Annotated in this window: 21 protein-coding genes and 2 tRNA genes; 19 read left to right on the top strand and 4 right to left on the bottom strand. The window is 58.8% G+C overall.

All coding sequences use genetic code 11. The annotated features are described in order from the left end of the window. Window positions 1–36 precede the first annotated feature (36 nt). The 17 genes from JK208_RS04560 (at window position 37) to recO (ending at window position 19,972) form a co-directional block, all read left to right on the top strand. Window positions 37–121: transfer RNA gene (locus JK208_RS04560), tRNA-Leu, on the top strand. A gap of 59 nt (window positions 122–180) precedes the next feature. Then, a complete protein-coding gene (gene tig / locus JK208_RS04555; RefSeq protein WP_211574504.1) occupies window positions 181–1,512 on the top strand; it encodes a trigger factor in 1,332 nt (443 codons plus the stop codon). A 134-nt stretch (window positions 1,513–1,646) separates the two neighbouring features. Next, a complete protein-coding gene (locus JK208_RS04550; protein ID WP_062029672.1) occupies window positions 1,647–2,294 on the top strand; it encodes an ATP-dependent Clp protease proteolytic subunit in 648 nt (215 codons plus the stop codon). Between the two features lie 192 nt (window positions 2,295–2,486). Beyond that, a complete protein-coding gene (gene clpX, locus JK208_RS04545) occupies window positions 2,487–3,752 on the top strand; it encodes an ATP-dependent Clp protease ATP-binding subunit ClpX (protein WP_194267759.1) in 1,266 nt (421 codons plus the stop codon). 152 nt (window positions 3,753–3,904) lie between these two features. Further along, a complete protein-coding gene (lon, locus tag JK208_RS04540; protein ID WP_211574503.1) occupies window positions 3,905–6,457 on the top strand; it encodes an endopeptidase La in 2,553 nt (850 codons plus the stop codon). Between the two features lie 141 nt (window positions 6,458–6,598). Continuing rightward, window positions 6,599–6,883: an HU family DNA-binding protein gene (locus JK208_RS04535; RefSeq protein ID WP_011251684.1), complete on the top strand. Its 285-nt coding sequence runs from the start codon at window positions 6,599–6,601 to the stop codon at window positions 6,881–6,883. Window positions 6,884–6,958: 75 nt separating this feature from the next. After that, window positions 6,959–7,033, top strand: a tRNA-Val gene (locus tag JK208_RS04530). Window positions 7,034–7,052: 19 nt separating this feature from the next. Next, window positions 7,053–7,784, top strand: a complete 732-nt coding sequence (locus JK208_RS04525; RefSeq protein ID WP_211574502.1) for a biotin--[acetyl-CoA-carboxylase] ligase — start codon at window positions 7,053–7,055, stop codon at window positions 7,782–7,784. A 16-nt stretch (window positions 7,785–7,800) separates the two neighbouring features. Further along, a complete protein-coding gene (locus JK208_RS04520; RefSeq protein ID WP_211574501.1) occupies window positions 7,801–8,613 on the top strand; it encodes a type III pantothenate kinase in 813 nt (270 codons plus the stop codon). A gap of 40 nt (window positions 8,614–8,653) precedes the next feature. Next, window positions 8,654–10,312: a ribonuclease J gene (locus JK208_RS04515; RefSeq protein ID WP_062029683.1), complete on the top strand. Its 1,659-nt coding sequence runs from the start codon at window positions 8,654–8,656 to the stop codon at window positions 10,310–10,312. Window positions 10,313–10,324: 12 nt separating this feature from the next. After that, complete coding sequence (gene proS / locus JK208_RS04510) at window positions 10,325–11,641, top strand: proline--tRNA ligase (RefSeq protein WP_211574500.1); 1,317 nt, start codon at window positions 10,325–10,327, stop codon at window positions 11,639–11,641. Next, window positions 11,641–12,891, top strand: a complete 1,251-nt coding sequence (locus JK208_RS04505) for a lipoprotein-releasing ABC transporter permease subunit (RefSeq protein WP_211574499.1) — start codon at window positions 11,641–11,643, stop codon at window positions 12,889–12,891. Before proS ends, JK208_RS04505 begins: the two co-directional genes overlap by 1 nt. Further along, the gene (locus JK208_RS04500) at window positions 12,884–13,579 is read left to right on the top strand and encodes an ABC transporter ATP-binding protein (protein WP_211574498.1); all 696 of its coding nucleotides are present in this window, start codon (window positions 12,884–12,886) and stop codon (window positions 13,577–13,579) included. The genes JK208_RS04505 and JK208_RS04500 overlap by 8 nt, the downstream gene beginning before the upstream one ends. A gap of 69 nt (window positions 13,580–13,648) precedes the next feature. Continuing rightward, complete coding sequence (dnaE, locus tag JK208_RS04495; protein ID WP_211574497.1) at window positions 13,649–17,071, top strand: DNA polymerase III subunit alpha; 3,423 nt, start codon at window positions 13,649–13,651, stop codon at window positions 17,069–17,071. Between the two features lie 196 nt (window positions 17,072–17,267). Continuing rightward, window positions 17,268–18,065: a 30S ribosomal protein S2 gene (gene rpsB, locus JK208_RS04490; RefSeq protein ID WP_099286443.1), complete on the top strand. Its 798-nt coding sequence runs from the start codon at window positions 17,268–17,270 to the stop codon at window positions 18,063–18,065. Window positions 18,066–18,166: 101 nt separating this feature from the next. Further along, window positions 18,167–19,075, top strand: a complete 909-nt coding sequence (tsf, locus tag JK208_RS04485; RefSeq protein ID WP_211574496.1) for a translation elongation factor Ts — start codon at window positions 18,167–18,169, stop codon at window positions 19,073–19,075. A 129-nt stretch (window positions 19,076–19,204) separates the two neighbouring features. Beyond that, entirely contained in the window at window positions 19,205–19,972 is a 768-nt protein-coding gene (recO, locus tag JK208_RS04480; RefSeq protein ID WP_211574495.1) for a DNA repair protein RecO, read from the top strand. On the opposite strand, the gene JK208_RS04475 is transcribed toward recO, so the two are convergent. Continuing rightward, entirely contained in the window at window positions 19,966–20,442 is a 477-nt protein-coding gene (locus tag JK208_RS04475) for a hypothetical protein (RefSeq protein WP_206033819.1), read from the bottom strand. The genes recO and JK208_RS04475 overlap by 7 nt on opposite strands. Between JK208_RS04475 and parC the strand changes: the two genes are divergently transcribed. Further along, window positions 20,419–22,626 carry a DNA topoisomerase IV subunit A gene (parC, locus tag JK208_RS04470; RefSeq protein WP_211574494.1) on the top strand — a complete coding sequence of 736 codons (2,208 nt, stop codon included), beginning with the start codon at window positions 20,419–20,421 and terminating at the stop codon, window positions 22,624–22,626. The genes JK208_RS04475 and parC overlap by 24 nt on opposite strands. Window positions 22,627–22,632: 6 nt before the next feature. Here the strand turns inward: parC and JK208_RS04465 are convergent, their stop codons facing one another. After that, on the bottom strand, window positions 22,633–23,355 hold the full coding sequence (locus JK208_RS04465) for an arginyltransferase (protein ID WP_211574493.1): 723 nt from the start codon (window positions 23,353–23,355) through the stop codon (window positions 22,633–22,635). Between the two features lie 131 nt (window positions 23,356–23,486). Between JK208_RS04465 and cls the strand changes: the two genes are divergently transcribed. Then, window positions 23,487–24,899, top strand: coding sequence for a cardiolipin synthase (gene cls / locus JK208_RS04460; RefSeq protein WP_211574492.1), 1,413 nt, complete (start codon window positions 23,487–23,489; stop codon window positions 24,897–24,899). A 6-nt stretch (window positions 24,900–24,905) separates the two neighbouring features. Here cls and JK208_RS04455 read toward each other — a convergent pair whose 3' ends face one another. Beyond that, window positions 24,906–25,532 carry an endonuclease/exonuclease/phosphatase family protein gene (locus JK208_RS04455; RefSeq protein WP_062029707.1) on the bottom strand — a complete coding sequence of 209 codons (627 nt, stop codon included), beginning with the start codon at window positions 25,530–25,532 and terminating at the stop codon, window positions 24,906–24,908. After that, on the bottom strand, window positions 25,529–26,608 hold the full coding sequence (locus JK208_RS04450) for an AI-2E family transporter (protein ID WP_099286437.1): 1,080 nt from the start codon (window positions 26,606–26,608) through the stop codon (window positions 25,529–25,531). The genes JK208_RS04455 and JK208_RS04450 overlap by 4 nt, the downstream gene beginning before the upstream one ends. Window position 26,609 lies beyond the last annotated feature (1 nt).

The raw sequence follows: 26,609 nt of genomic DNA, 5'->3' as shown, positions 1-26,609 counted from the left end.
CGAGGTTCGGTAACACGAGCCAGGAAGCCGAGCGCTGCGGGCGTGGTGAAATTGGTAGACACGCCAGATTTAGGTTCTGGTGGCGCAAGTCGTGGGGGTTCAAGTCCCTCCGCCCGCACCAACCCGGCTTCCCGAGAAAGAGATTTGATCAACCTACCGACCGAGAGGATCGCCTGGCTCATGCAGGTTACGCCCACGCTCAACGAAGGACTTAAGCGCGCCTTCACCGTCGTTGTCCCGTCTGCTGACCTGCAGGCCCGTCGCGATGCACGACTCGCTGAAGTCGCCAAGACGATCAAGCTGCCTGGTTTCCGTCCGGGCAAGGTGCCGGCATCCCTCGTCAAGCAGCGTTACAGCGATTCCGTGAATGCGGAACTGCTGGAAGAAGTTGTCAACGACGCCACGACCAAGCTGTTCGCAGAGCAGAACGTCCGCCCGGCGATGCAGCCGAAGGTCGAAGTGGTTTCCGCCATCGAAGACGGCAAGGATCTCGAATTCAAGGTTGAGACCGAAGTTCTCCCGGAAATCGAAGTTCCCGACCTGTCCGGCCTGAAGCTGACGCGCCTTGGCGCCAAGGTCAGCGAAGAGACCGTTGAGAAGGCCCTGAACGACGTTGCCCGTCGCAGCCGCAAGTTCGAGACGATCGAAGAAGACCGCGCAGCCGCTCAGGGCGATGTCGTCTGCGTTGACTTTGTGGGCAAGCTGGACGGGACGCCGTTCGACGGTGGCACGGCTGACGACGTGAACGTTGAAATCGGCGGCGAAGGCTTCATCCCCGGCTTCGCCGAGCAGATGGAAGGCATGAAGGCTGGCGAAGAGCGCGTCATCAACGTGACGTTCCCCGCCGACTATCAGGCCGAAGAACTGGCCGGCAAGGCCGTGACCTTCGACATCAAGGCGAAGTCCCTGAAGAAGGCCGTTGATCCGGCCATCGACGACGAGCTTGCCAAGACGATCGGTTTCGAGAACCTCGAACAGATCCGCAAGATCATCACCGAGCAGGCTGAAGGCGAATACCAGCAGCTCTCGCGTCTGCGCATCAAGCGCGATCTTCTGGATGCCCTGTCCGAGAAGACGGACTTCGAAGCGCCGTCCAGCATGGTTGACGCCGAGTTCAACCAGATCTGGGCCCGCGTCGAGGAAGACCGCAAGGCCGGTCGTCTGGACGAAGAAGATGCTGGTAAGGACGAAGAGACCCTCAAGGCCGACTACCGTCGTATTGCCGAGCGTCGCGTGAAGCTGGGTCTGCTGCTGGCTGAAATCGGCCGCAAGCAGGAAATCCAGGTTTCCCGTGAAGAGCTTCTGGGTGCGATGCAGCAGGAAGCCCAGCGTTATCCGGGTCAGGAACAGATGGTTTTCGAGTTCTTCTCCAAGAACCCACAGGCCGTTGAAGGGCTCCGTGGCCCGATTCTGGAAAACAAGGTCGTCGATTACCTGATCGAGCTGGCCGACGTCACCGACAAGGACGTGACGCCGGAAGAACTGGCAGAAATCCCGCCCGCCGAACTCTGATCTTTCGGCGTGGGAACCAGCGGGCACTCTTCGGGGTGCCCGTTTTTTCCTGCCTGCTCCCTTTGACGGAACGCCATGTCGGGTCCATGTTAGGGAGTAGAAGAAAGCCCATCGGGCATTGAGGAACAGACAGCATGGCCATTCGGGATCGTGATCCCCTCGAGGTGTTGAGCAACTCTCTGGTGCCGATGGTGGTCGAGCAGACTGCCCGCGGAGAGCGCGCTTTTGACATCTTTTCGCGTCTCCTTCAGGAGCGCATCATTTTCCTGACCGGACCCGTTTACGATCAGGTCTCCTCCCTGATCTGCGCGCAGCTTCTCTATCTTGAGAGCGTCAATCCTACCAAGGAAATCTCGTTTTATATCAACAGCCCGGGCGGCGTCGTTTCCGCCGGTCTCGCGATCTATGACACCATGCAGTACATCCGCTGCCCGGTTAGCACGGTCTGCATCGGCCAGGCCGCATCCATGGGGTCGCTGCTGCTTGCAGGTGGTGAGAAGGGGCATCGTTACGCCCTTCCGAATGCGCGCGTGATGGTTCATCAGCCGTCCGGCGGTGCGCAGGGACAGGCTTCGGACATCGAGATTCAGGCCCGCGAAATTCTCATCATCCGTCAGCGGCTGAATGAGATTTATCGCGAGCATACCGGTCAGACGCTGGAACAGATCGAACAGAAGCTCGAACGTGATAGCTACCTCTCGGCGCATGAAGCTCGCGAATTCGGCCTGATCGATAAGGTCGTTGAGCGTAATCCGCATGAGACGACAGCAGACCCGAGTTAAGGCGTTTCCAGTACGGGGAGCAGTTCTCCTCTTGGAACTGAAAAGCGGCATTCCGATGTGCCGCTTTTCGTGTCTTGGGGCTTTCAGGCTCCGGGGTTGCCGAAGGCTTTGACCTCGGCCTAAAGTTAAAGTTCTTTCGCATGTCTGCTGCGTGAATGCGGCCATGTCGTGCGTAAGGGAAAGGAAGCAGCAGTGAGCAACAAATCCGGCGATTCCAAGAACACCCTGTATTGCTCGTTCTGTGGGAAATCCCAGCACGAAGTCCGTAAGCTGATCGCGGGTCCCACGGTCTTCATCTGCGATGAATGTGTCGAGCTGTGCATGGATATCATCCGTGAAGAGCACAAGACCCATCTCGTGAAGTCGCGTGACGGCGTTCCGACGCCCAAGGAAATCTGCAAGGTTCTTGACGATTATGTGATCGGACAGTTCGAGGCCAAGCGCGCGCTCTCTGTGGCTGTTCACAACCACTACAAGCGCCTCGCCCACGCCGCGAAGAGCACCGATGTCGAGATTGCCAAGTCGAATATCCTGCTGATTGGTCCGACGGGTTCGGGCAAGACCCTGCTCGCCCAGACTCTGGCCCGTATTCTCGACGTTCCTTTCACGATGGCCGACGCCACGACCCTGACCGAAGCCGGTTACGTCGGCGAGGACGTGGAAAACATCATTCTCAAACTGCTCCAGTCCGCCGATTACAATGTGGACAGGGCGCAGCGTGGCATCGTCTATATCGACGAAATCGACAAGATTTCCCGCAAGTCCGACAATCCTTCCATCACGCGTGACGTGTCGGGCGAGGGCGTGCAGCAGGCGCTTCTGAAGCTCATGGAAGGCACAGTCGCTTCCGTGCCGCCGCAGGGTGGTCGCAAGCATCCGCAGCAGGAGTTCCTGCAGGTCGATACGACCAATATGCTCTTCATCTGCGGTGGAGCGTTCTCCGGTCTGGACAAGATCATCTCGGCCCGCGGCAAGGGTTCGGGGATCGGGTTCGGCGCGGATGTGCGTTCCGAGGACGAACGGCGTCTGGGAGCCATCCTTCAGAGCGTCGAGCCGGAAGATCTGCTGAAATTCGGCCTTATCCCCGAATTTATCGGCCGTCTGCCGGTCATTGCTGCGTTAAATGATCTGGATGAAGCCGCGCTGATCCAGATCCTGAGCAAGCCTAAGAACGCTCTGGTGAAGCAGTACGGTCGTCTGTTCGAAATGGAAGGCGTCAAGCTGACCTTCACGGATGACGCACTGGCAGCCATCGCCAAGCGTGCCATTGAGCGTAAAACCGGTGCGCGTGGACTACGCTCGATTCTGGAAAACATCCTGCTTGGCACGATGTTCGATCTTCCCGGCCTTGAAGGGGTGGAGGAAGTCGTCATCAACCGCGAAGTGGCTGAAAGCAAGGCTCAGCCCGTGTATGTTTATGGGAAAGGTAAGTCCGAGCCCGCCGAACAGTCTGCGTAAAAATGGTTTCGGCTCTTGTGCCGGAGCCTTCGGGTTTCGACATAACTGACTGAGGTTGTCCCAATTCATGCCTCACAGGCATGAAAGAGATGCGATACCGACGCTGCAAAGCAGGTTGGTATCGCAAGATCGTCCCTCTGGAGATCAAGTGAATGACTGACGATACCAAGCCGAAGACCCGTCGCCGGACAAAAAAAACGGATGACGTGGTTGTTGCCGAAACACCCGTAACGGCGCCCAAGAAAGCCGTTCGCAAGCCTCGCAAGGCTGCCGCACCCGCTGTTGTGGAAGCCGTTGAGGAGCCTGTGCGTCACGATGTGATGGCCGTTCTGCCATTGCGCAATATCGTGGTCTTTCCCCACATGATTGTGCCGCTCTTTGTCGGGCGTGAAAAGTCGGTGAAGGCGCTGGAAACCGTGACGCGTGAGAGCAAGCAGATCCTGCTTGTAGCGCAGAAGGATGTCTCTCTGGACGATCCTTCGGTCGATGACATTTACCGTTATGGTACGGTCTCGACCATTCTGCAGTTGCTGAAGCTGCCGGATGGGACCGTGAAGGTTCTGGTCGAGGGGACGCGTCGTGTGCATATCACGCGTTTGTTCGATGTGGACGGACATTTCGAAGCGGAAATCGAGGAAATTCCCGAGGAAGCCGTGGATGCGGCTCCGGGAAGCGAAATCGAGGCGCTGAGCCGCTCAACGGTTTCGCAGTTCGAGCAGTATATCAAGCTCAACAAGAAAATTCCGCCTGAGGTCATGGTCTCGATCAACCAGATCGAGGGTATTTCAAAGCTGGCCGACACGATTGCGAGCCACCTGAACCTCAAGATTTCCGAGAAACAGGACATTCTGGAAACGGCGTCTCCAGCACGACGTCTCGAGCAGGTGTTCGCGCATATCGAAACGGAAATTGGCGTTCTTCAGGTCGAGAAGCGCATCCGGAACCGCGTGAAGCGGCAGATGGAAAAGACCCAGCGCGAATATTACCTGAACGAGCAGCTTAAGGCGATCCAGAAGGAACTCGGCGAGGGCGAGGATGGCAAGGACGAAAACTCCGAGCTTGAAGAGAAGATCAACAAGACCCGCCTGAGCCGGGAGGCCAAGGAAAAGGCTCATGCCGAGCTGAAGAAGCTGCGTGGCATGAGCCCGATGTCGGCCGAGAGCACGGTGGTCCGCAACTATCTGGACTGGCTGCTGGGCATTCCCTGGAAGAAGCGCTCGAAGATCACGCGCGAGTTCCAGCATGCCGAAGACGTGCTCGAAGCTGAGCATTACGGTCTGGAAAAGGTCAAGGAACGTATTCTCGAATATCTGGCTGTGCAGACGCGTTCGCAGAAGCTCAAAGGACCGATCCTGTGCCTTGTCGGACCTCCGGGTGTGGGCAAGACCTCTCTGGCGCGTTCCATCGCCAAAGCAACCGGCCGGAACTACATCCGTATGTCACTGGGTGGCGTTCGGGATGAATCCGAAATCCGTGGCCACCGGCGGACCTATATCGGCTCCATGCCGGGCAAGATCATTCAGGGCATGAAGAAGGCCCGGACGTCCAATCCGCTGTTTCTTCTCGATGAGATCGACAAGCTGGGTGCTGATTGGCGCGGTGATCCGTCTTCGGCGCTGCTTGAGGTACTGGATCCGGAACAGAACGCCACGTTTGCAGATCATTATCTTGAAGTGGATTATGATTTGTCGGATGTGATGTTTGTCACGACGGCCAACAGTCTGAACATGCCCCAGCCGCTGCTGGATCGCATGGAGATCATTAACCTCTCTGGCTATACAGAAGATGAGAAAGTGCAGATTGCGCGCCGTCATCTTCTGGGCAAGCAGGCTGAGGCACATAATCTCAAGCCGGATGAGTGGACAGTCACGGATGATACGATCCGCGAACTTATCCGGGCCTATACCCGGGAAGCAGGTGTGCGAAACCTTGAGCGCGAACTTGCCAAGCTGGCGCGCAAGACGGTTAAGGAAATCATCACGACCGGCGTCAAGCATGTCGAGATCACGCCAAAAAACCTCGAGAAATATGCTGGCGTCCGTCGTTTCCGTCATGGTGAGACCGAGACGGAGGATATGGTTGGCGTCGTGACAGGTCTGGCCTGGACGCAGGTTGGCGGCGAGATCCTGACGATCGAAAGCGTGATGGTTCCCGGCAAGGGGAACGTCAAGCAGACCGGCAAGCTTGGCGAAGTTATGCAGGAAAGTATTTCTGCTGCGCTCTCCTATGTCCGTTCGCGGGCTCAGGAATTCGGAATCCGGCCGCCTCTGTTCGAGAAGAGGGATATCCATATCCATCTTCCAGAAGGGGCAACGCCCAAGGACGGTCCGTCCGCTGGTATTGCGCTTGCGACGTCTCTGGTGAGCATCATGACGCAGATCCCCATCCGCAGGGATGTGGCCATGACGGGTGAGATCACCCTCAGGGGCAGGGTTCTGGAGATCGGGGGGCTTAAGGAGAAGCTGCTGGCCGCCCTGCGGGCAGGGATCAAGACGGTCCTGATTCCCAAGGATAACGAGAAGGATCTGGCGGAGGTGCCGGACAATGTCCGTCACGCACTCAAGATCATTCCCGTGAGCCATGTGGACGAAGTGCTTAAGATTGCGCTGACTCGTATGCCGGAAGCCATTGAATGGGATGAAAATGTTGATCCCATCAGTGAAATAACGGTGGATAAAGCGGCTCCACAGGCACTTCCCCACTAACACGGACGATCTTCTGCGATTCTGGCAGTTGACGCCGGAAAAATCCGCTTCATAGTGCGGCCGCAGATCGAACAAGGCGCCTGAGCCAGAAGGGACTCATTTGAGCCCGGCTCAGGCGCTCTAACACCAGAAAGGCACATCATGGAGAAGCCCCTCAACAAGCAGGAACTGATCGCCGCCGTTGCAGACGCTGCCGATCTTCCGAAGGCAAAGGCCAGCGAAGTTGTCGATGCGGTGTTCAGCACGATCGAAGCGACGCTTGCCAAGAAGCAGGAAGTCCGTCTCGTCGGCTTCGGCAGCTTCGTGACCGCAACGCGTAAGGCCGCCAAGGGCCGTAACCCGCGTACGGGCGAAGAGATCGACATTCCGGCATCCACCTCTGTCCGCTTCAAGCCGGGCAAGGGTCTGAAGGACGCCGTGAGCTGAGAAAGCTCACAAAACGGTTTCGGGTGGCTTTACCGCCATCCGGAACCGTGTATATAGACTTCACAAACATTCTGAGGGCGATTAGCTCAGCGGTAGAGCGTCTCGTTTACACCGAGAGGGTCGGCGGTTCAATCCCGTCATCGCCCACCATTATGAATACAATGCAGCCATGAACTGGCGTTTCGAATACCATGAAACGCTCGGCTCCACTTCCGATCTGTGCAAAATCAGAGCTGAGGCTGGCGAGCCCGAATATCTGGCTATTCAAGCTTTTTCCCAGACATCAGGCCGTGGTACGCGCGGACGAACTTGGACTGATCCGGGGGGAAACCTTGCGATCTCTCTCCTGTTCCGGCCTGCTGAGCCTATGCCGTTCATAGAAGCTCTTCCATTCCTCACTGCAGTGGCTCTTTACGAGACGGCCGCGCATTTCTGTCCTGCCGCTGTGGGGCCGACGCCTTTCATGGTGAAGTGGCCCAATGATCTGCTGTTGGATGGCCGGAAGATGGCTGGTGTCCTGATCGAGACGGGCGGACCACAGGGCAGGCCGTGGGTTGTCGTGGGAATCGGCGCCAATCTGACGCAGGCTCCCGAGATCCCCGGTCGCCGTCTCGCCGCGCTTTCCGAAAAAACGGCTGCCCCATCCGCAAAGGCATTTGGCGAAATTCTGGTCGCGCAGATCGAGCGTTGGACCAACATTCTGGCGGTGCAGGGCTTTGCACCGATCCGGGCTGCCTGGCTGGCCCGCGCACACCCCGTTGGGTCGCGGCTTGCGGTTCAGGGTTGTGAAACCTATATTACAGGTTCGTTTTCAGGGCTCGATGCGCAGGGACGCCTGCTGCTCACCCTTCCCAACGGTGAAACCATTCCGGTTGTAACCGGCGATATCCTGCTGGACTGAAGGACCGGACCGCAACGTGCTTCTCGTCATTGATGCTGGAAACACCAACATCGTGTTCGCTGTACACAACGGAGAGTCGTGGCTCGGGCAATGGCGAATCTCGACGAACGAAGCACGGACGGCGGATGAATATGCTGCCTGGCTTCTGACGCTTTTTGACCGGCGCGGTCTGGATGCGACAAAGATCAGTCGCGCCATTATCGGGACCGTGGTTCCTGTTGCGCTGTATGAACTGCGCCGTTTCTGTCGTGAATGGCTGGATGTCGTGCCTCTTGTCGCCAATGCAAGGCTGGACTGGGGCATTGATGTTCTTGTGGACAATCCGAACGAACTGGGTGCGGACCGGCGTCTGAATGGTCTGGCAGGCCGTGAATTTTATGGCACACCCCTGATCGTTGTTGATTTCGGTACCGCGACGACATTCGATGTGGTCAACACGGCGGGTCAGTTCTGTGGGGGGGCGATTGCTCCGGGTGTGAACCTGTCGATCGACGCGCTACACCGGGCCGCCGCACGATTGCCCCGCATGAGCATTGGCCGTCCTTCCACGGCGATTGGCCGCAATACGAGTGTTGCGATGCGCTCCGGTCTGTTCTGGGGCTATGTCGGCCTCGTCGAGGGACTGATCCGTCGTATTTCCGATGAAATGGACGCAAAGCCAACAGTGATCGCAACAGGCGGTCTGGCTCCACTGTTCTCTGAGGGAACGCCGCTTTTTGATGTGCTGGCGCCCGATCTGACGCTGGATGGCCTGCGCCTTCTGGCGGACCGCAACACGGGTCCGCCGCTTTCTTATTCCCCTGAGCGCCCGCAGGGCGTTGGGCAATGACTCACGTTTTAATTTTATATCGTATCTGCAAGGAACCATCATGACGGAAAAACCGGACGGTCTGTCTTTCCTGCCCTTGGGCGGGACGGGCGAGATCGGCATGAATTTCAATCTCTACTGCCTGACAAAGAATGGTCGCGACACCTGGCTTGCCATCGATTGCGGCATCGGATTTTCGGGCAACGACACACCCGAAGCCGAAGTGCTGATGCCGGACCCGACCTTCATCGCGGATCGCGCTCGGGACCTGTGCGGTCTGGTGATTACGCACGCGCATGAAGACCATCTGGGTGCCGTGGCGCATCTGTGGCCGTATCTGCGCTGCCCGGTTTATGCAACGCCGTTTGCGGCGGCTGTTCTGCGGCGCAAATTGCAGGAAGCGCATCTGAACAATCAGGTGAAGATCCATGTCATTCGTCCGGCTTCGCGTTTTGAAGTTGGACCGTTCGATCTTCAGTTTGTGTCCGTCACGCATTCCGTCGCCGAGGCTCAGGCCGTGGCACTTCGGACACCGCACGGCCTGATCGTGCATACCGGCGACTGGAAGCTGGACGAGAACCCGCTGGTTGGCCCGGTGACGGATCTTGAGACGTTCGGCAAGCTGGGCGACGAAGGCGTTCTGGCCATGGTCGGCGACAGCACCAATGTGCTCAAGCCGGGCAAGTCCGAGTCCGAAGCAGATGTGCGTAAGGGCCTGACGGATCTGATCATGGGGCTGGAAGGCCGCATCGCCGTGACCTGCTTTGCCAGTAACGTGGCGCGCGTCGAGAGCATCGCCAAGGCAGCTCAGGCGTCGGGGCGTGTGGTCATGATCGTCGGGCGCTCGCTGCGTAACCTTGAGACGGCCGCACGTGAATGCGGTTATTTTCAGGACCTGCCCCCGTTCCTGACCGAGCAGGATGCCCGGGACGTGGATGATGACAGCCTGCTGATGATTATCACGGGCAGTCAGGGCGAGCCGCGCTCGGCCTTGTCCCGAATTGCTTCGGACACGCATCCGAACATTGCCCTCGGCGAGGGCGATACGGTGATTTACAGCTCGCGGATGATCCCGGGCAACGAACAGGCCGTCATGGCTGTGCAGGACAATCTGTCGCGCCGTGGTGTGACGGTCCTGACTGACAAGGATGCCAAGGTTCACACGTCCGGCCATGCGACCAGCGAAGACATTCGCACGCTCTATCGGATCGTCCGTCCAAAATACAGCATTCCGACCCACGGCGAATGGCGTCACCTGACGGCTCATGCTGCGCTGGCGCATGAAATGGGTTCCGAGCCGATTCTGTTGGAAGACGGCGATATCCTGAATCTGTCCCCGGGTGAGGTGAAGGTTGTCGACACGGCACCGACGGGCCGTCTGGCACTGGATGGCGGCCGTCTGCTGCCGATGACGGGCGGTGTCCTCGCAGCGCGTCGCAAGATGCTGTTCAACGGCATCGTTCTGGCGAGTTTTGCCGTCGATGACGAAGGTTATGTCATTGGTGAGCCCAAGATTAGTGCGCCGGGTCTGCTGGAATCCGATGACCCTGAAAGCATCCGGATTCAGGAAGAGTTTGCCGACTCCATCGACCAGATTCCGGACGAACTGCGTCAGGACGATGCCGCTTTCCGCGATGCGGCCAAAACGGCCCTGCGTCGTGCTCTGGGGCGCAAGCTCCAGAAACGTCCGCTTGTCGATGTCCATCTGCTGCGCGTCTGAGAGAAGTAACATATGCGTTTGACGAAAGCCTTTCAGCCGACGCTGAAGGAAGTTCCGGCCGAGGCGCAGATCGCGTCTCATCGCCTGATGCTGCGGGCTGGCCTTGTGCGCCAGACCTCTTCGGGCATCTATGCCTGGCTGCCGGCAGGTCTGCGGGTTCTGCGCAATATCGAGCAGATCGTCCGTGAAGAGCAGGACGCGATTGGCGCACAGGAAGTCCTGATGCCGACGCTTCAGTCCGCCGATCTGTGGCGCCGTTCGGGGCGTTATGACGCTTATGGCCCGGAAATGCTCCGGATTCAGGATCGTCATGGTCGTGATCTGCTGTACGGGCCGACGAATGAGGAAATGATCACGGATATCTTCGGAGCATCCGTGAAGTCCTACAAGGATCTGCCCAAGGCGCTCTATCACATTCAGTGGAAATTCCGTGACGAGGTGCGTCCTCGTTTCGGTGTGATGCGCGGGCGTGAGTTCCTTATGAAGGACGCCTATTCCTTCGATGCGACATACGAGGATGCCGTCGCCAGCTATCGCCGGATGATGCTGTCTTATCTGCGTATCTTCCAGCGTCTGGGTGTTCGGGCCGTTCCGATGGTCGCCGATACGGGACCGATCGGTGGTGATCTCAGCCACGAATTCCTCGTTCTTGCTCCGACGGGTGAAAGCGGCGTCTTCTTCGATGCCGCACTCGAAGAGCAGGACTGGCTGGGTCGTCCGGTCGATTGTGACGATCACGAAAGTCTCGCCACATTCTTCTCAACCGTGACCGATCATTATGCGGCAACGGACGAAAAGCACGACGAAGCCGAATGGGCCAAAATCCCGGAGGAGCGTAAGCGCGAAGGCCGCGGGATCGAGGTCGGTCATATCTTCTATTTCGGTACGAAGTACACGGAATCGATGGGTATTGAAGTGATCGGCTCTGATGGAGCGTCGTTCCATCCGCAGATGGGGTCGTACGGCATTGGCGTGTCGCGTCTGGTCGGTGCGATCATTGAGGCATCGCATGACGAGGCCGGCATTATCTGGCCCGCATCGGTCGCGCCATATCGTGCTGCAATCCTGAACCTGCGTCAGGGTGATGAGGCCTGCGATGCGATCTGTGACAGCATTTATGGTACCGATCCCGAGAACTTCCTCTATGACGACCGCTCTGAGCGTGCCGGCGTGAAGTTCAACGATGCGGATCTGATGGGACATCCTTGGCAGATCATCGTCGGACCGCGCGGCGCCAAGGAAGGCAAGGTCGAGCTCAAGCAGCGTGCTACAGGCGAGCGGTTTGAGCTGTCGGTCGAGGATGCTCTGGCCAAAATCGGAGCCGCCTGATGTTCGGCCGCTTCGAGCGCATGGTGGCGGGACGGTATCTCCGGGCCCGCCGTGGCGAACGTTTCGCTTCGATCATCGCCATTTTCTCCCTGATCGGGATTGCGCTTGGAGTGGCGACTCTCATCATCGTCATGTCGGTGATGAACGGTTTCAAGGCCGATTTGATGGGACGCATCCTCGGTCTGCACGGTGATCTGACCGTGTATGGCTACGGGCGCCCTATCGAAGTTTATGAGAACGACGTGGCCGCCATCCGGCAGGTTCCGGGTGTAAAATCCGTCATCCCCATGGCGCAGGGAACCGTGCTGGTGGAGGCAGGGCGTTTCTCGTCCGGAGCAGAAATGCAGGGCGTGTCCCAGCAGTCGCTTCGGGACTGGACGGCGCTGAGCAGCGGTATCATTGCGGGAAGTCTGAACAATTTCACGGGCGATGACGCGGTTGCGATCGGAACGACGATGGCCGACCGGGCCGGGCTGTCGATCGGTTCTCCGATCACGCTTTTGTCGCCAGACGGGCAGGCGACGCCGTTCGGCACCATGCCACGGGTCAAAACCTATCATGTGGCTGCCATTTTCGACGCCAACTGGAACGATTATAATTCCAGCATCGTCCTGATGCCGCTTCCTGCCGCACAGAAATTCCTGATGCTGGGGTCTTCGGCGGTTTCCCTCATTCAGGTTTCGACGGATGACCCGTCCAACGTCCAGCCAACGCGCAAGGCGATTGCCGAGCGTTTGGAAGATCCGCGTCTGCGGGTGCTGGACTGGACGCAGAGCGCCAACGGTTTTCTGGATGCGGTGACGGTCGAGCAGAACGTCATGTTCCTGATCCTGACGCTCATCATTCTTGTCGCGGCGTTCAATGTGATTTCGTCGCTGATCATGATGGTCAAAGACAAGACTCGGGATATCGCGGTGCTGCGGACGCTTGGTGCGAGCCGGGGCGCGATCATGCGGATTTTCCTTATGTGCGGCGCATCTGTCGGAATTGTCGGAACCGTAGCCGGATCCGCGCTGGGGATTGCTTTTGCGCTGAACATTGAGCGGATCCGTCAATGGCTTCAGTCTCTGACGGGAACCAATCTGTTCAACCCGGAAGTCTATTTTCTGGAGCGTCTGCCAGCGAAACTGGTGTGGTCTCAGGTGTGGGAAGTGATCGGAATGTCTCTGGCGCTCTCGCTTCTGGCGACGCTTTATCCATCCTGGCGCGCGGCCAGAACCGATCCGATTGAGGCCCTGCGTCATGAATGACCGTTCAGTCGGGGCGAGTGCCCTGCGTCTTGAGGGACTGAAACGCCGTTTCCGGTCGGGCGAAGAGACGCTTGAAATCCTGAGCGGTGCCGAATTCGAGCTTCGGGCTGGCGAAATCGTGGCTCTTGTTGCACCGAGCGGCACCGGAAAATCCACTCTTCTGCATCTTGCAGGTCTTCTGGAAGCACCGTCCGAAGGGACGGTTTTCGTGGCCGATCGCCCAGCAAGCGGATTGAGCGATACACTACGCACGGCGATCCGGCGGGATCAGATCGGGTTTGTGTATCAGTTTCATCATCTTCTGGGTGAGTTCACGGCCTGCGAAAACGTCATGCTGCCGCAGCTCATTGCTGGCGTTTCTCCGAAACAAGCTCGCGCACGCGCCAAGGATCTGCTCGGCCGTTTTGGACTCTCTCATCGCCTTGAATCTCTGCCCGGTCGTCTGTCCGGGGGGGAGCAGCAGCGGACCGCAATTGCGCGTGCGCTGGCCAATCAGCCCAAACTGCTTCTGGCAGACGAACCGACGGGCAATCTGGATATCGGCACGGCGGATCATGTGTTCGGAGAGCTTCTGCGCGTTGTGCGGGAAGAGGGCGCAGCGGCGCTGATCGCCACGCATAACGACGAACTGGCCTCACGGATGGACCGGACCGTGACACTGCGGGATGGGAAACTGGTTTCGCTGTAGGGCGCTGAATCGGAGCGACAGGGTTCAAAAACCCCTGCATCCGATGCCCGTCCCTGATAGACTTGCGGCATGTCTCATGCCGATTTTGTTCATCTCAGAAATCACTCTGCCTACTCCCTGAGCCAGGGCGCAATCCGGATTCCGGACCTCGTGAGTCTGGCCGCTAAAAATGCCATGCCCGCCGTGGCCCTTACGGATAGCGGCAATCTCTTCGGAGCGCTTGAGTTCTCGCTCTACTGTCGAAGCAGCGGTGTGCAGCCGATCGTGGGCTGCCAGATTTCGCTTCCACCCCGTTCGACCAAGCCAGGGGCTGTTTCAGAACCTCTCGTTATTCTGGCGCGGAATGAAGAAGGTCTCGCAAATCTTCAGATCCTGTCTTCCGAAGGATTCCTGAACGGAGATCCTGCCGATCCCTCCATTGCGGTCGAATTTCTTTGCCAGCACGCGGCAGGACTGTTTCTGCTGACTGGCGGCAATCGCGGCCCGATCAACAGGCTTATCCTGGAAGAGCAAAAGTCTGAGGCAAAATCGCTTTTGACACGGCTGGAAGAGGCTTTCCGGGGAAATATCGCAGTCGAGCTGAACCGGCTTGGAGAGCCTGGGGAGCAGGAGGTCGAGAGTGTTCTGATCCCGATGGCGGACGAGATGAACATTCCTCTGGTGGCGACCAATGAGTGCTTCTTCCCCAAGCCTGAAATGCACGAGGCCCATGATGCGCTTTTGTGCATCGCGCAGGGACGGACCATTGCAGAGGACGATCGCTGGCATGTTTCTCCGCAGGCGTGGTTCAAAACCCCGGCGGAAATGCGGGCTGTTTTTCATGATCTGCCAGAGGCCTGCGATAACACGCTGATTATTGCACAAAAATGCGCCGTGGCGGCCTGTACGCGCAAGCCACTTCTACCAATCTGCCCGAAGGTCCGGGAAGGCTCGACGGAAGAAGAAACTCTGCGAGCCATGGCTTGGGAAGGGCTGGAAAAGCGTCTGGAAGCAGTCAGTGCGAATGACGAAAAACGTAAGCTTTACTCCGAACGTCTGCAGATTGAACTCGATATTATCGCGGGGATGGGCTTTCCCGGCTACTTCCTGATCGTTGCCGACTTTATTCAGTGGGCGAAAGCGCACGACATTCCGGTCGGCCCGGGACGTGGGTCAGGCGCAGGGTCACTTGTTGCCTATGCGCTGACGATTACGGATATTGATCCCATTCCGTTTGGATTGCTGTTCGAAAGGTTTCTAAACCCCGAGCGTGTGTCCATGCCGGATTTCGATATCGATTTCTGTCAGGATCGTCGCGATGAGGTGATCCGTTATGTGCGCGAGGAATACGGCGGAAGCCGGGTGGCGCAGATCATCACCTTCGGAAAACTCCAAGCCAAGGCAGCGGTGCGGGACGTGGGCCGTGTGTTGGGACTGCCTTATGGCATGGTCAACCGGGTTGCCGAACTGATCCCGAACAACCCCGCCAAGCCTGTATCGCTTTCGGACGCGATTGACGGAGAACCACGGCTTCAGGAAATGCGCGACAGTGATGAGTCGCTCAAACGCCTGATGGAAATCGCGTTGCAGCTCGAAGGGCTGTACCGTCACGCCTCCACCCATGCTGCGGGTGTGGTGATTGGTGATCGGGAACTGGTGGAACTTGTCCCCCTGTATCGCGACCCGAAGAGCGACATGCTCGTGACGCAGTACAATATGAAGTATGTCGAGCAGGCCGGTCTGGTGAAGTTCGACTTCCTCGGCCTGACCACGCTTACGATCCTCAAGCGTGGTCTGGATTTCCTTAAAGAACAGGGTATTACAGTCGATCTCTCACGGATTCCGCTGGATGATGCCAAAACCTTCGAAATGCTGGCCAAAGGCGATACCGCCGGTGTGTTCCAGTTTGAAGGCGCCGGCATGCGGGATATGCTTAAGCAGATGGCGGCCAGCAGGCTCGAAGATCTGATTGCGGGCGTGTCGCTGTATCGTCCAGGACCAATGGCCAATATTCCAGATTACTGCCGACGCAAACACGGCGAGCACTGGGAGCCTCCGCACGAGGAAATCCGCGACATTCTTGAAGAGACCTATGGCATCATGGTCTATCAGGAACAGGTCATGCAGATCGCGCAGAAGATGGCTGGCTACAGTCTGGGTGGCGCTGATCTGCTGCGGCGCGCGATGGGCAAAAAGATTGCCTCTGAAATGGAAAAGCAGCGCGCGATCTTTACCGAAGGTGCAACGGCGCGCGGAATTCCACAGGATAAAGCAGTCGAAGTCTTTGATCTTATGGCTCGTTTTGCCGATTACGGCTTTAACAAGTCACATGCCGCAGCCTACGCGCTGGTGTCCTATCAGACGGCCTGGATGAAAGCGAACCATCCTGTGGCGTTTCTTGCTGGCTGCATGTCTCTGGCGCGGGAAAAAACGGACAAGTTGGCAGCATTGTGTCAGGAGGCGCGCCGGATGAAGATTCCCGTGTTGCCCGTTGATATCAATAAATCTATGGCAGATTTTTCCATCGAGATGATGGAGGATGGGCAGCAGGGTATTCGCTATGCGCTTTCCGCGATCAAGCGTGTGGGAGCCGTGGCGATGGAAAGCGTTGTTGATTCGCGCGGGGACCGTCCGTTTCAGGATCTGACGGATTTTTCAGAGCGCTGTGATCCGAAGAGCCTGAACAAGATCCAGATCGAAAGTCTTGCAAAAGCAGGAGCTTTCGACAGTCTTCTTAAAGAGAGGCACATTGTTTTTGCCAGTGCTGACATTCTCCTGCGGCGGGCTCAGGCGCGTGCTCAGGAAGAAAGAGTAGGTCAGACCGGTCTGTTTGGCGGCGCTGGGCAGGAACGTGAAATCTTGCGCCTGAACGAAGGGCGTGCTTGGCCGGATTTCGAGCGTCTTTCGCTTGAAGCATCGGCTATCGGCTTTCACATGAGTGCCCATCCGCTCGATGCTTATCGCAGCGTGTTGCGCAGGCTTGGGGTCACACCATCGAACGCTCTGGAAAATGCTGCAAAAACAGGCACTACGCGCGTCAAGATTGCAGGTTGCGTCGTCGATCGTAAAGAACGGCCGACCCGGACTGGCAAGAAGATGGCCTGGGTCAATCTGTCTGATAGCGGCGGAGGATGCGAGGTCACGCTCTTCTCAGAAACGCTGATTTCCTGCCGGGATCTGCTGGTGGCCGGACAGGCCATTCTGGTGAACGCCGAACTCAAGATTGATGGAGATGCCCTGCGGATTACGGCCCAGAGCGTTATTGATCTTGAGGCCGCGGCGGCGGCAGAGCGGTCGGAAATTCGGGTCTGGCTGAAGCAGGAAAGTGCTTTGTCCGAACTTACGGCGCTTCTGGAAGAAGTTCAGGGCGGATTTGGTCGGGTGAAGCTCCTGCCGTCCGTCGAGGAAACGCAGGACGTGGAAATCTCCATTCCGGGACTGTATCGCGTGACCCCCCGTCTGGCGGAGCGGCTGCGGACGATCCGAGGCGTGGAAAAGGCGCAGCAGGTCTGATCCTGTGTGTGGATATTGTGTGAAATCCTGCGGACAGAGCTTGCGTCCGTAGGGATTTTCCGCCATATCGCGACCGTTCTTTGTCGGGATCTGTCCTGACGGGAGCAATCCGCACGCATGGCTCTCGGGTTTTCTGGTGTCCTTTAAGGGGACGTTGCCATGCGGAGGTTCAACCAGACGCAAGGAATTCTGAATCATGGCAATGCCTGATTTCACCATGCGCCAGCTGCTCGAAGCCGGCGTTCATTTCGGTCACCACACCCGTCGCTGGAACCCGGCCATGGCGCCGTACCTGTTCGGTGTGCGCAACCAGGTTCACATCATCGACCTGCAGCAGACGGTTCCGATGCTGGACCGCGCCCTGAAGGTTGTCCGTGACACCGTTGCCAACGGTGGCCGCGTTCTGTTCGTTGGCACCAAGCGTGCTGCGGCTGACCATGTTGCTGAAGCTGCACAGCGTTGCGGCCAGTACTACGTCAACCACCGCTGGCTCGGCGGCATGCTGACCAACTGGAAGACCATCACGGGCTCCATCAAGCGTCTGCGCCAGATCGACGAAATGCTGGCTGGCGGCACGGCTGGCCTGACGAAGAAGGAAGTTCTCGACATCACGCGTGACCGCGAGAAGCTCGAGCGTTCCCTCGGCGGCATCAAGGAAATGGGTGGCCTGCCCGACCTGCTGTTCGTGATCGACACGAATAAGGAAAAGCTGGCGATCGAAGAAGCCACGAAGCTTGGCATTCCGGTCATCGGCGTTCTGGACAGCAACTCCAACCCTGCTGGCGTGACCTATCCGATCCCGGGCAACGATGACGCCATCCGCGCCATCACCCTGTATTGCGATCTGGTTTCCGGTGCGGTTCTCGACGGTATTTCCGCTGAGCTGGCTGCTTCGGGTCAGGACATCGGTGCTGCCGAAGAACTGCCGGCTGAGACGGCTGTTCTGGAAGCTGCCGCTGCTGAAGGCGCAGAAGCTCCCGCTTCCGCAGGCTGAACAGACTGCCGGGGTCCGGTCATGGAAAACGGCAACTGAAACATGGCATGCGGCCGGGCGAGTTCGTCCGGCCGCATGATCTTTTTTGAGGGATGAGATAAATGGCAGAAATCACAGCAGCCCTGGTTCGCGAACTGCGCGAAGCCACTGGCGCAGGCATGATGGATTGCAAAAAGGCCCTGACGGAAGCTGCAGGCGACATGGACGCCGCCATCGACTGGCTGCGCACGAAGGGTCTGTCCCAGGCTGCGAAGAAGTCCGGCCGTACGACGGCTGAAGGTCTGGTCGGCGTTGTGTCCGGCAAGAACCGCGCCGCTATGGTCGAAGTCAACGCCGAGACGGACTTTGTGGGTCGTAACGAAGCCTTCCAGGCATTCGTCGAGCAGGTTGCTCATGTTGCGCTCGAAGTCGGTGACAATCTCGACACCATCAAGGCTTCCAAGGTTCCGTCCGGTCGTACGGTTGCTGACGAACTGACGCATTTGATCGCAACGATTGGCGAGAACATGGCCATTCGTCGCGCCAAGGTCCTGTCGGTCGACTCTGGCGTTGTTGCCAGCTACGTCCACAGCGCCCTGCGTCCGGGTATCGGCAAGATCGGCGTTCTCGCGGCTCTTGAGGCTCCGTCCGAGTCCGACGCGCTGCTGACACTGGGTCGCCAGATTGGCATGCATGTTGCAGCAACCCGTCCGGCTGCACTGGATGTTGCCAGCGTCGATCCGGAGTCCCTGGAGCGCGAGCGTGCTGTTCTGATCGAGCAGGCTCGTGAGTCCGGCAAGCCGGAAGCCATCATTGAGAAGATGGTCGAAGGTCGTATCCGCAAGTTCTATGAAGAAGTCGTTCTTCTGGAGCAGGTGTGGGTTCTGGATGGCGAAAGCCGCGTGTCCAAGGTTGTCGAGAAGGCTGGCGCAAAGCTGGCTGGTTTCGAGCGCTTCCAGCTCGGTGAAGGCATCGAGAAGGAAGAGAGCGACTTCGCTGCTGAAGTCGCCGCTGCCGCTGGCACCAAGTAAGGTTTTTCCGTTTCCAATCTGAGCCAGGTCTGTCTGGTTCAGATTGGACCTGAAATTCTATAGAAAGGCCCTTGTGCGCTCTTGCGTGCGGGGGCTTTTTTGTTTTTTGCCAGTGCGGAGGGATCAGGGATGGAATGGGAAGCGGCAGCGCTGGTTCTGTCTGTCCGGCCTTATGGCGAGGGCAGTGCGCTGGTCCATCTGTTCAGCGAGGAACACGGCGTTTCGCACGGAATGGTGCGGGGCGGGGCGTCACGTCGGCAGGCATCCCTGTGGCAGACGGGCAATCTGGTTATGGCGCGCTGGAGGGCGCGGCTGGCGGACCAGCTTGGCACACTGACAGCCGAGCCCGTGCAGTGCGTAGCGGGGCGTATTCTGGATGCGCCGCTCCAGCTTGAGATGATGAGCAGTGCGTGCGCTCTGGTGGATGGAGCACTGCCGCAGGGTGAGGCGCATCCGGAACTGTTTATGCGGCTGGTGCGACTTCTGACGCTGATCAGTGTGGCCCCGGATCCGGCCCCGATGGGGGCTTATCTGCGCTGGGAAAGCCAGCTTCTGGCCGGACTGGGCTATGGGCTTGATCTTTCGGACTGCGCTGTGACGGGCGCGCGGGAAGATCTGGTGTATGTGTCTCCTCGTTCCGGCCACGCCGTGAGTCAGAATGGCGCGGGAGAGTGGCGGGACCGTCTGTTGCCGTTGCCCGCGTTGATGATGAATGAAATAGATGACGGGACGCCTGAAGATTGGAAAAACGGCCTTGCGCTGACAGGACATTTCCTGTCGCGCTGGGTGTTTGGTGTGCGGCACCAGCCTTTGCCGGCAGCGCGGGAGCGGCTGGTTGATTATGTCCAACGGCTTCAGGTCGCTCCCCCGGACAATGCAGTGGACTCCGTTCAGTAGAAAACGTGACTGGGGCCGGGACGCAGGCCGCTGACGACGTCCACGTCGGCCGTACTCGCCCAGACGGACCAGTCCCAGCCGGGATGCTGATTGATCTCGGCGGTCATGCGCTGTTCCTGCGCAAGATCGACCGGATGGCTGGCTCTGTAGGCGGCGTAGGCATTCTTGTCGCCCATATAGACGCAGCCACATGCGATGGGATCAGCGTAAAGCAGGATCGGTTGCCCGTTCTGCATGCGGTAGGCCAATGTGTCGGGGGGCAGCAGGTTCATCATGGCCCAACGTGCCGTTGTGTCGGCCGGGTGTGCCGTAAAGCCTGCCAGCGCGAGAGACATCTCGGCTTTCTGGATCGGACGGTATGGTGAACAGGCGGCCGTGCCGACAAGGAGGGCGCTGGACAGAAGGGCACGCCAGTGTCTAAGTCCTGCTCGAAAAAGGGGAGCGCTATGGGAACGGATCTGGCTGGTCATATCGAGGATACCAAGCTCGCTGAGGCTCTGAGCGAGCGATATATTGCGTATGCGATGTCGACAATCATGTCGCGTTCCCTTCCGGACGTGCGTGATGGCCTGAAGCCGGTCCACCGCCGCCTCCTTTATGCGATGCAGCAGTTGCGCCTTGATCCCACATCAGGGTTTAAAAAGTGTGCACGTGTCGTCGGTGATGTGATCGGTAAATTCCATCCGCATGGCGACGCGTCCGTTTACGAGGCACTGGTGCGTCTGGCGCAGGATTTCGCGGTCCGATATCCGCTGGTCGAGGGGCAGGGCAATTTCGGCTCCATCGACGGCGATGGCGCGGCGGCCATGCGATATACCGAAAGCCGCCTGACGGAAGTGGCGCAGGCGCTCTTGGACGGTATTCAGGATGATGCGGTCGATTTCCGCGCGACGTACGATAACGAAGATCATGAACCGATCGTACTTCCGGGAATGTTCCCGAATCTGCTGGCCAACGGTGCGGCAGGCATTGCCGTTGGCATGGCGACGAGCATTCCGCCCCATAATGCCGCTGAAATCTGCCGGGCTGCGAAGCTTCTGATCGAAAAGCCGGATGTGACGATCGCCGAACTGGTGGATCTGATCCCGGGGCCGGACTTCCCCACGGGCGGTATTCTGGTGGAGGAACGCGATTCCATCATTCGTTCTTACGAAACAGGACGCGGGAGTTTCCGGACCCGTGCGCGCTGGGAAGTCGAACAAGGTCGTTTCGGCACTTGGATGATTATCGTCACCGAGATTCCGTATCAGGTGCAGAAATCGCGCCTGATCGAGCAGATCGCGGACCTGATGGAGCAGCGCAAACTGCCGCTTCTGGGCGATGTGCGGGACGAGAGCACGACCGATATCCGCCTTGTGCTGGAGCCCAAGACCAAGGGCGTCGAGCCTGAAGTCCTGATGGAGACGCTGTTTCGCAATACGGCGCTTGAGAACCGTTTCAGTCTGAACATGAATGTTCTGGGCGGGGATCGCGTTCCGGGTGTGTTGTCTCTGAAAGAGGTTCTGCGGGCATGGCTGGACCATGTGCACGAAGTGCTGGTGCGGCGGTCGAATCATCGTCTGGCAGCGGTGCTGCGGCGACTGGAAATTCTTGAGGGTTTCCTTGCGGTCTATCTGAACTTGGATGAGGTCATCCGCATCATCCGAGAGGAAGACGAGCCCAAAGCTAGCCTGATGGAGACGTTCAGCCTGACGGATATTCAGGCTGAAGCCGTGTTGAACATGCGCCTGCGCTCTCTGCGACGCCTTGAGGAAATGGAAATCCGGCGAGAGCGGGACAAGCTTGCTGACGAGCAGAAGGCGCTTGAAACGCTGCTGGGTTCGGAGCGTCGGCGCTGGACGCGGATCTGTAAGGATCTGGATGGCACCATCAAGAAGTTCGGCTCCGGCCCGCTTGGGGACCGGCGCACGCTGATTGCGGCGGCGCCAGAGCCGGTGGATATTTCGGCGGCACTGGAAATCGACCGTGAGCCCCTGACGGTTCTGCTGTCCCGCGAGGGATGGATCAGGGCCATGAAGGGTCACGGGCTTGATCCGCAGGGACATCGCTTCAAGGAAGGCGATGAAGGCTGGCTGTCGGTGGAATGTCAGAGCACGGACCGGCTGTGCCTGATCTCCAGCAGTGGCAAGGCCTATACCATCAAGGCGGCTGACCTGCCGCGCGGGCGCGGGTTCGGCCAGCCGTTCCGGACTGTGGTGGAGGTGCCGCAGGAAGACCGGGTTGTGACCCTTTTCCCGGTTTCAGACGAGGGACGTCGCCTGATCGCCTCTGCATCAGGGCGTGGGATGATCGTGTCCGAAGCCGGGCTCGTGGCGGAAAAGCGGACGGGCAAGCAGGTTTTCAACGTCAAGGACGGGGATGAGGTCTTTGCCTGTATTCCGGTGAGCGGTACGCATGTCCTGACGCTGGGGCAGAACAAGCGGGCACTGATTTTCCCGCTGGAACAGGTGCCGGAAATGACCCGTGGCGGTGGTGTCGCGTTCCAGAAACTGGGCGACAGCACATTGCGCGACATGCGGACCCTGACCCTGTCCGAGGGGCTGTTGTGGCAGGAAGGACAGCGTGTTCGTGCAACGGCCGATCTGACACCACTTGAAGGTCGCCGGGGAGCCGTAGGCCGCGCGGCCCCGCAATGGATGCTGCGTAAGGGCTAAAAGCAATTAGGCCGGGAGTGTCCCGGCCAGCAGGCTCCAATGCCCGTCCCGAAAAACTTCGGCAGGCCCGAAGGCGGCTTTATACGCCATCTTTGGGCTGCCGGGGACGTAATAGCCCAGATACAGGTGCTCCAGCCCCATCCGGGCGGTCTGTTCGATCAGCCACAGGATCGAAAACGTCCCCCAAGATGCCGTCAGATCGTTGACATTATAGAACGTGTAGACGGCGGACAGCCCATCCGAGAGACGGTCAATCAGGCTGACACAGACAAGCGTTCCATCGGGGCGACGGAACTCGGCCAGAAATGTCTCGACCGGCGTGTTGGCGATCAGTTCCACATAATCGCGCCAGCACATATGGGCCATGTCGCCGTCGGGATGGCGGACAGCCTGATACATCTCAAACAGGCGGAACTGCTCGTCCGTGGGAACCGGAGGCACCATGTTGACGATAAGATCACTATGGCGAATGCTGATTTTTTTCTGGGTCCGGGTCGGGACGAACGTGGCAGCCGGAATGCGCATGGGCGTGCAGGCGCGGCAGCCGACACAGACGGGCGCATAGGCGATGGCATGGCTGCGGCGGAACCCCGCCTGTGACAAACGGTTATGTAAGGCAACGGCATCGGGGCCAGCCAGTTCGGTCAGAACCTTGCGTTCTGTCCGGTCGGGCAGGTAGGGGCACGGAGCCGGAGCCGTCGTGTAGAAGAGCTGTGGGCGGTGCTGCATGGAACGCTCTCCTTTTCAGATGACGGGCTGAAAGATGATCCTATCGCAAGGAGAGGGGATGGCGCATCCACGATCTTTGCGAAAGGATGACGAAAGATGATCCGCGCGGATCGTCCATAACAGGGAAATTTATGCTGCACTGGACCGTTTTCCATTTTCTCGTGCAGATCCTGCGCTGGGTTCTTCCTCTTTTCGTGACTGTTCATGCCCTCGTTCACAAGCGGAACACGGCGTCCTGCACGGGATGGATCGGTGTTTGCTGGATTGCGCCGTTTCTGGGTACGGTTCTGTATCTGATGTTCGGCATCAATCGCGTCCGGCGCCGGGCGCAGAAAATGGTCAACCGTCATCTGTGGGAAGGGCGCGATCCGCTGGCGCAGTACCGTCAGACCGTGGACGGAACTCTGGCGCCCCTTTCAAAAATGCTGGGGCGTCTGACGGAACGACCCCTGATGCGGGGCAACTCCATCACCTGTCTGCATGACGGGGACAATGCCTATCCCGTGATGCTGGAGGCGATTGGGCAGGCGAAGACGTCCATTATTCTGTGCTCCTATATTTTCCGTGACGACAAAGTCGGCCAGCGTTTCGCAGAGGCGCTGGTGGCGGCCAAACGGCGGGGCGTGGAGGTCCGTGTTCTGGTGGACGGGATCGGGAGCGGATATTTCCGCTGCGGTATCGAACGTCGCCTTCGGCGTGAGGGTGTGGCCTGCGCGCGCTTCATGCACTCGGTCTGGCCGTGGCGCATGCCGTTCATCAACCTGCGCAACCATCGCAAGATTCTCGTAGTGGACGGCACTATCGGCTTCATGGGCGGCCTGAACATCGGCGAGGAGAACATGCTCCGCCTGCGGACGAAACTGCCGGTGGCGGATACGCATTTCCGTCTGCAAGGGCCGATCGTGCATCAGCTTGCAGTCGCGTTCGCATGGGACTGGTCGTTCACCACAGGCGAAGAACTTCAAGGCGAGCGTTATCTGCCTGAGCCGCAGCCGGTGGGTGATGTGCCGATGCGGATCGTCACGTCAGGCCCGGATACGGATCTGGAAAAGATCGAATATGGGATGTTGCAGGCTTTCTCACTGGCGCGGAGCCATATCTGGGTAATGACGCCCTATTTCCTGACGGATGACCGTTTCTCGACAGAACTTGTTCTCGCGGCCCTTCGGGGCGTGGTGATTGATATTGTCGTGCCCAAAAGCAGCAATCACGCCCTGATCGATCACGCGCGGGACGCCAATCTGCGGCAGTTTCTGGATGCGGGCTGCCGCATCTGGATGGCGGACCCACCGTTCAATCATTCCAAGCTGATGGTCGTGGATGATGAATGGAGCTTTGTCGGAAGTGCGAATATCGACATGCGCTCCCTGCGACTGAATTTCGAGATCAATCTGGAAATCTATGACCGGGACGTGGCGAAAGAACTGGCCACTTTCATGGAAACGCATCGCCGAAACCGGCTGACCCATCATGATCTGGACAGCAAGACGTTCCTGATCCGGATGCGCAATAACGCCGTCAGGCTTCTGCTGCCCTATCTTTGAGAGGTGTCAGGCGCCCAGCCTGAGCGTAACGCAGATGGGTCGATGATCCGAGCCGAAGCGTGGCAGAGCGCGAGCTTCCATCCGCGCCAGCCCACGCACGAGGCATCGGTCCAGCCGTAGGGGAAGATGGTTCAGCATCCGATGCGTCTTTTCCTGCGGACCGACATCGAGAAATCCGGGAAGCAGGACAGGGCCGACCAGATTGAAATCGCCCATGATGACAGCGCGGTGTCGCATATTGGTGCTGATGCTGCGAAGCTGCCGCCGGTTGAGCAGTTGGCCGTGAGACAGATGGACGTTGGCGAGCGAAAAGCTGCCGAAATCAATAAGCTGTGCCGTACGTTTGACCAGCAGACCGCGCGGCAGGCGGCAGAATGACGGCGGACGGGTGAAGGGCAGGCGGCTCCAGCAGGCCGTGCCATGTGGACGGCCGGGAAGCGGAATCCGGTCGTAATAGCCGCCAAGGATTTCGGGGAGTTCGTCCACGGCCTCCTGCGCTTCCTGCATCACGACGATGTCCGGATTTTCCGCGCGGATGACGGTCAGAACGTCCTCAAGCGAGGCGCCTTCCCAGCGATAGAGGTTCCAGCTCAGGATCTTGAAAGAGGCTCCGGATTGAGGAAATGCCGTCATTTCGGAGGCTCCGACAGATAGAGAGGGTTACGCCCGCGGTGATGGGGACCGGCGGCAAATTCGCTGGTCAGGGTATAGCCGACCGCCAGCAGGACGGGACCGAGGAAGATACCGACGCCGCCAAAGGTCACGATGCCCCCCAGAACGCCGAGGACGGTCAGCAAGTAGGGAAGCTGGGCACCGCGGGCGATGAAGGCGGGACGGATGATGTGATCGGCGCCGGAGATGATGAGAACGCCATAAGTCGCAAGAAACAGCCCATGCCCGACATGATGCGTCATGCCCAGCCAGATGGCAGCTGGCACCCAGACCAGCGGTGCGCCGATCGGGAACACCGCGACGAAAGCGGTGATGCCCGCCAGCAGAACGGGAGACGGCACTCCTGCCAGCATCAGGCCAATTCCTGTCAGCACGCCCTGAATCAGCGCCGTGCCGAGGATGCCATAGACCGTCCCGCGCACGGTGCGGCCAATGATGTTGATGAGCCTTGGTGTGGTCTGCGGACCGGCGATACGGTCAATCAGGGCCGCAATGGTATTGCCCAGCGTATCGCCGTTCAGCCAGAGGAAGAATGCGACGAACAGCGCCATGACGAGTTCGGCGAGGCCGCTTGCGAGCCGCAGCAGAACTGTCAGGGTGAGATGCGCGATCTGCCCCGCATAAGGACGCAGAACTTCCGTCGCAAAAGCACCGACATCATGGCTGAAATGATGCCACGCATTCACGAGATGCGGGCCTGCCATGGGGATGCGGTTGATCCATTCGGGGGGCGGGTTCGCGCTGGTGACATGCAGGATCAGGGTGTCGATTTCCGAGATCGTGCCGGGAATGTCGTTGATGCCCGCGCTTGTCAGTACTGTCATCGGGACCAGAATGAACAAGGCGCTCAGGGCCATCATGGCGAGCGCTGCCAGAACCGGGCGGACATGGCGGCGCATACGCCGATAGATCGGCCATGTCGTAAAGGCGAGAATTGCGGCCCACAGAATGGCCGAGAGAAACGGCCACAGGATAATGCCGCATCCATAGGCGATTCCCGCCAGCACCAGGCCAAGGATAATCCGTTCGGTCGTCATG

Origin of the sequence: Gluconobacter sp. Dm-74 (genome assembly GCF_018256135.1) — a bacterium.
Classification (GTDB): Bacteria; Pseudomonadota; Alphaproteobacteria; order Acetobacterales; family Acetobacteraceae; genus Gluconobacter; species Gluconobacter cadivus.
Note: the sequence above shows the minus strand (reverse complement) of the source record. Positions and strands in the feature narration are given on the sequence as shown.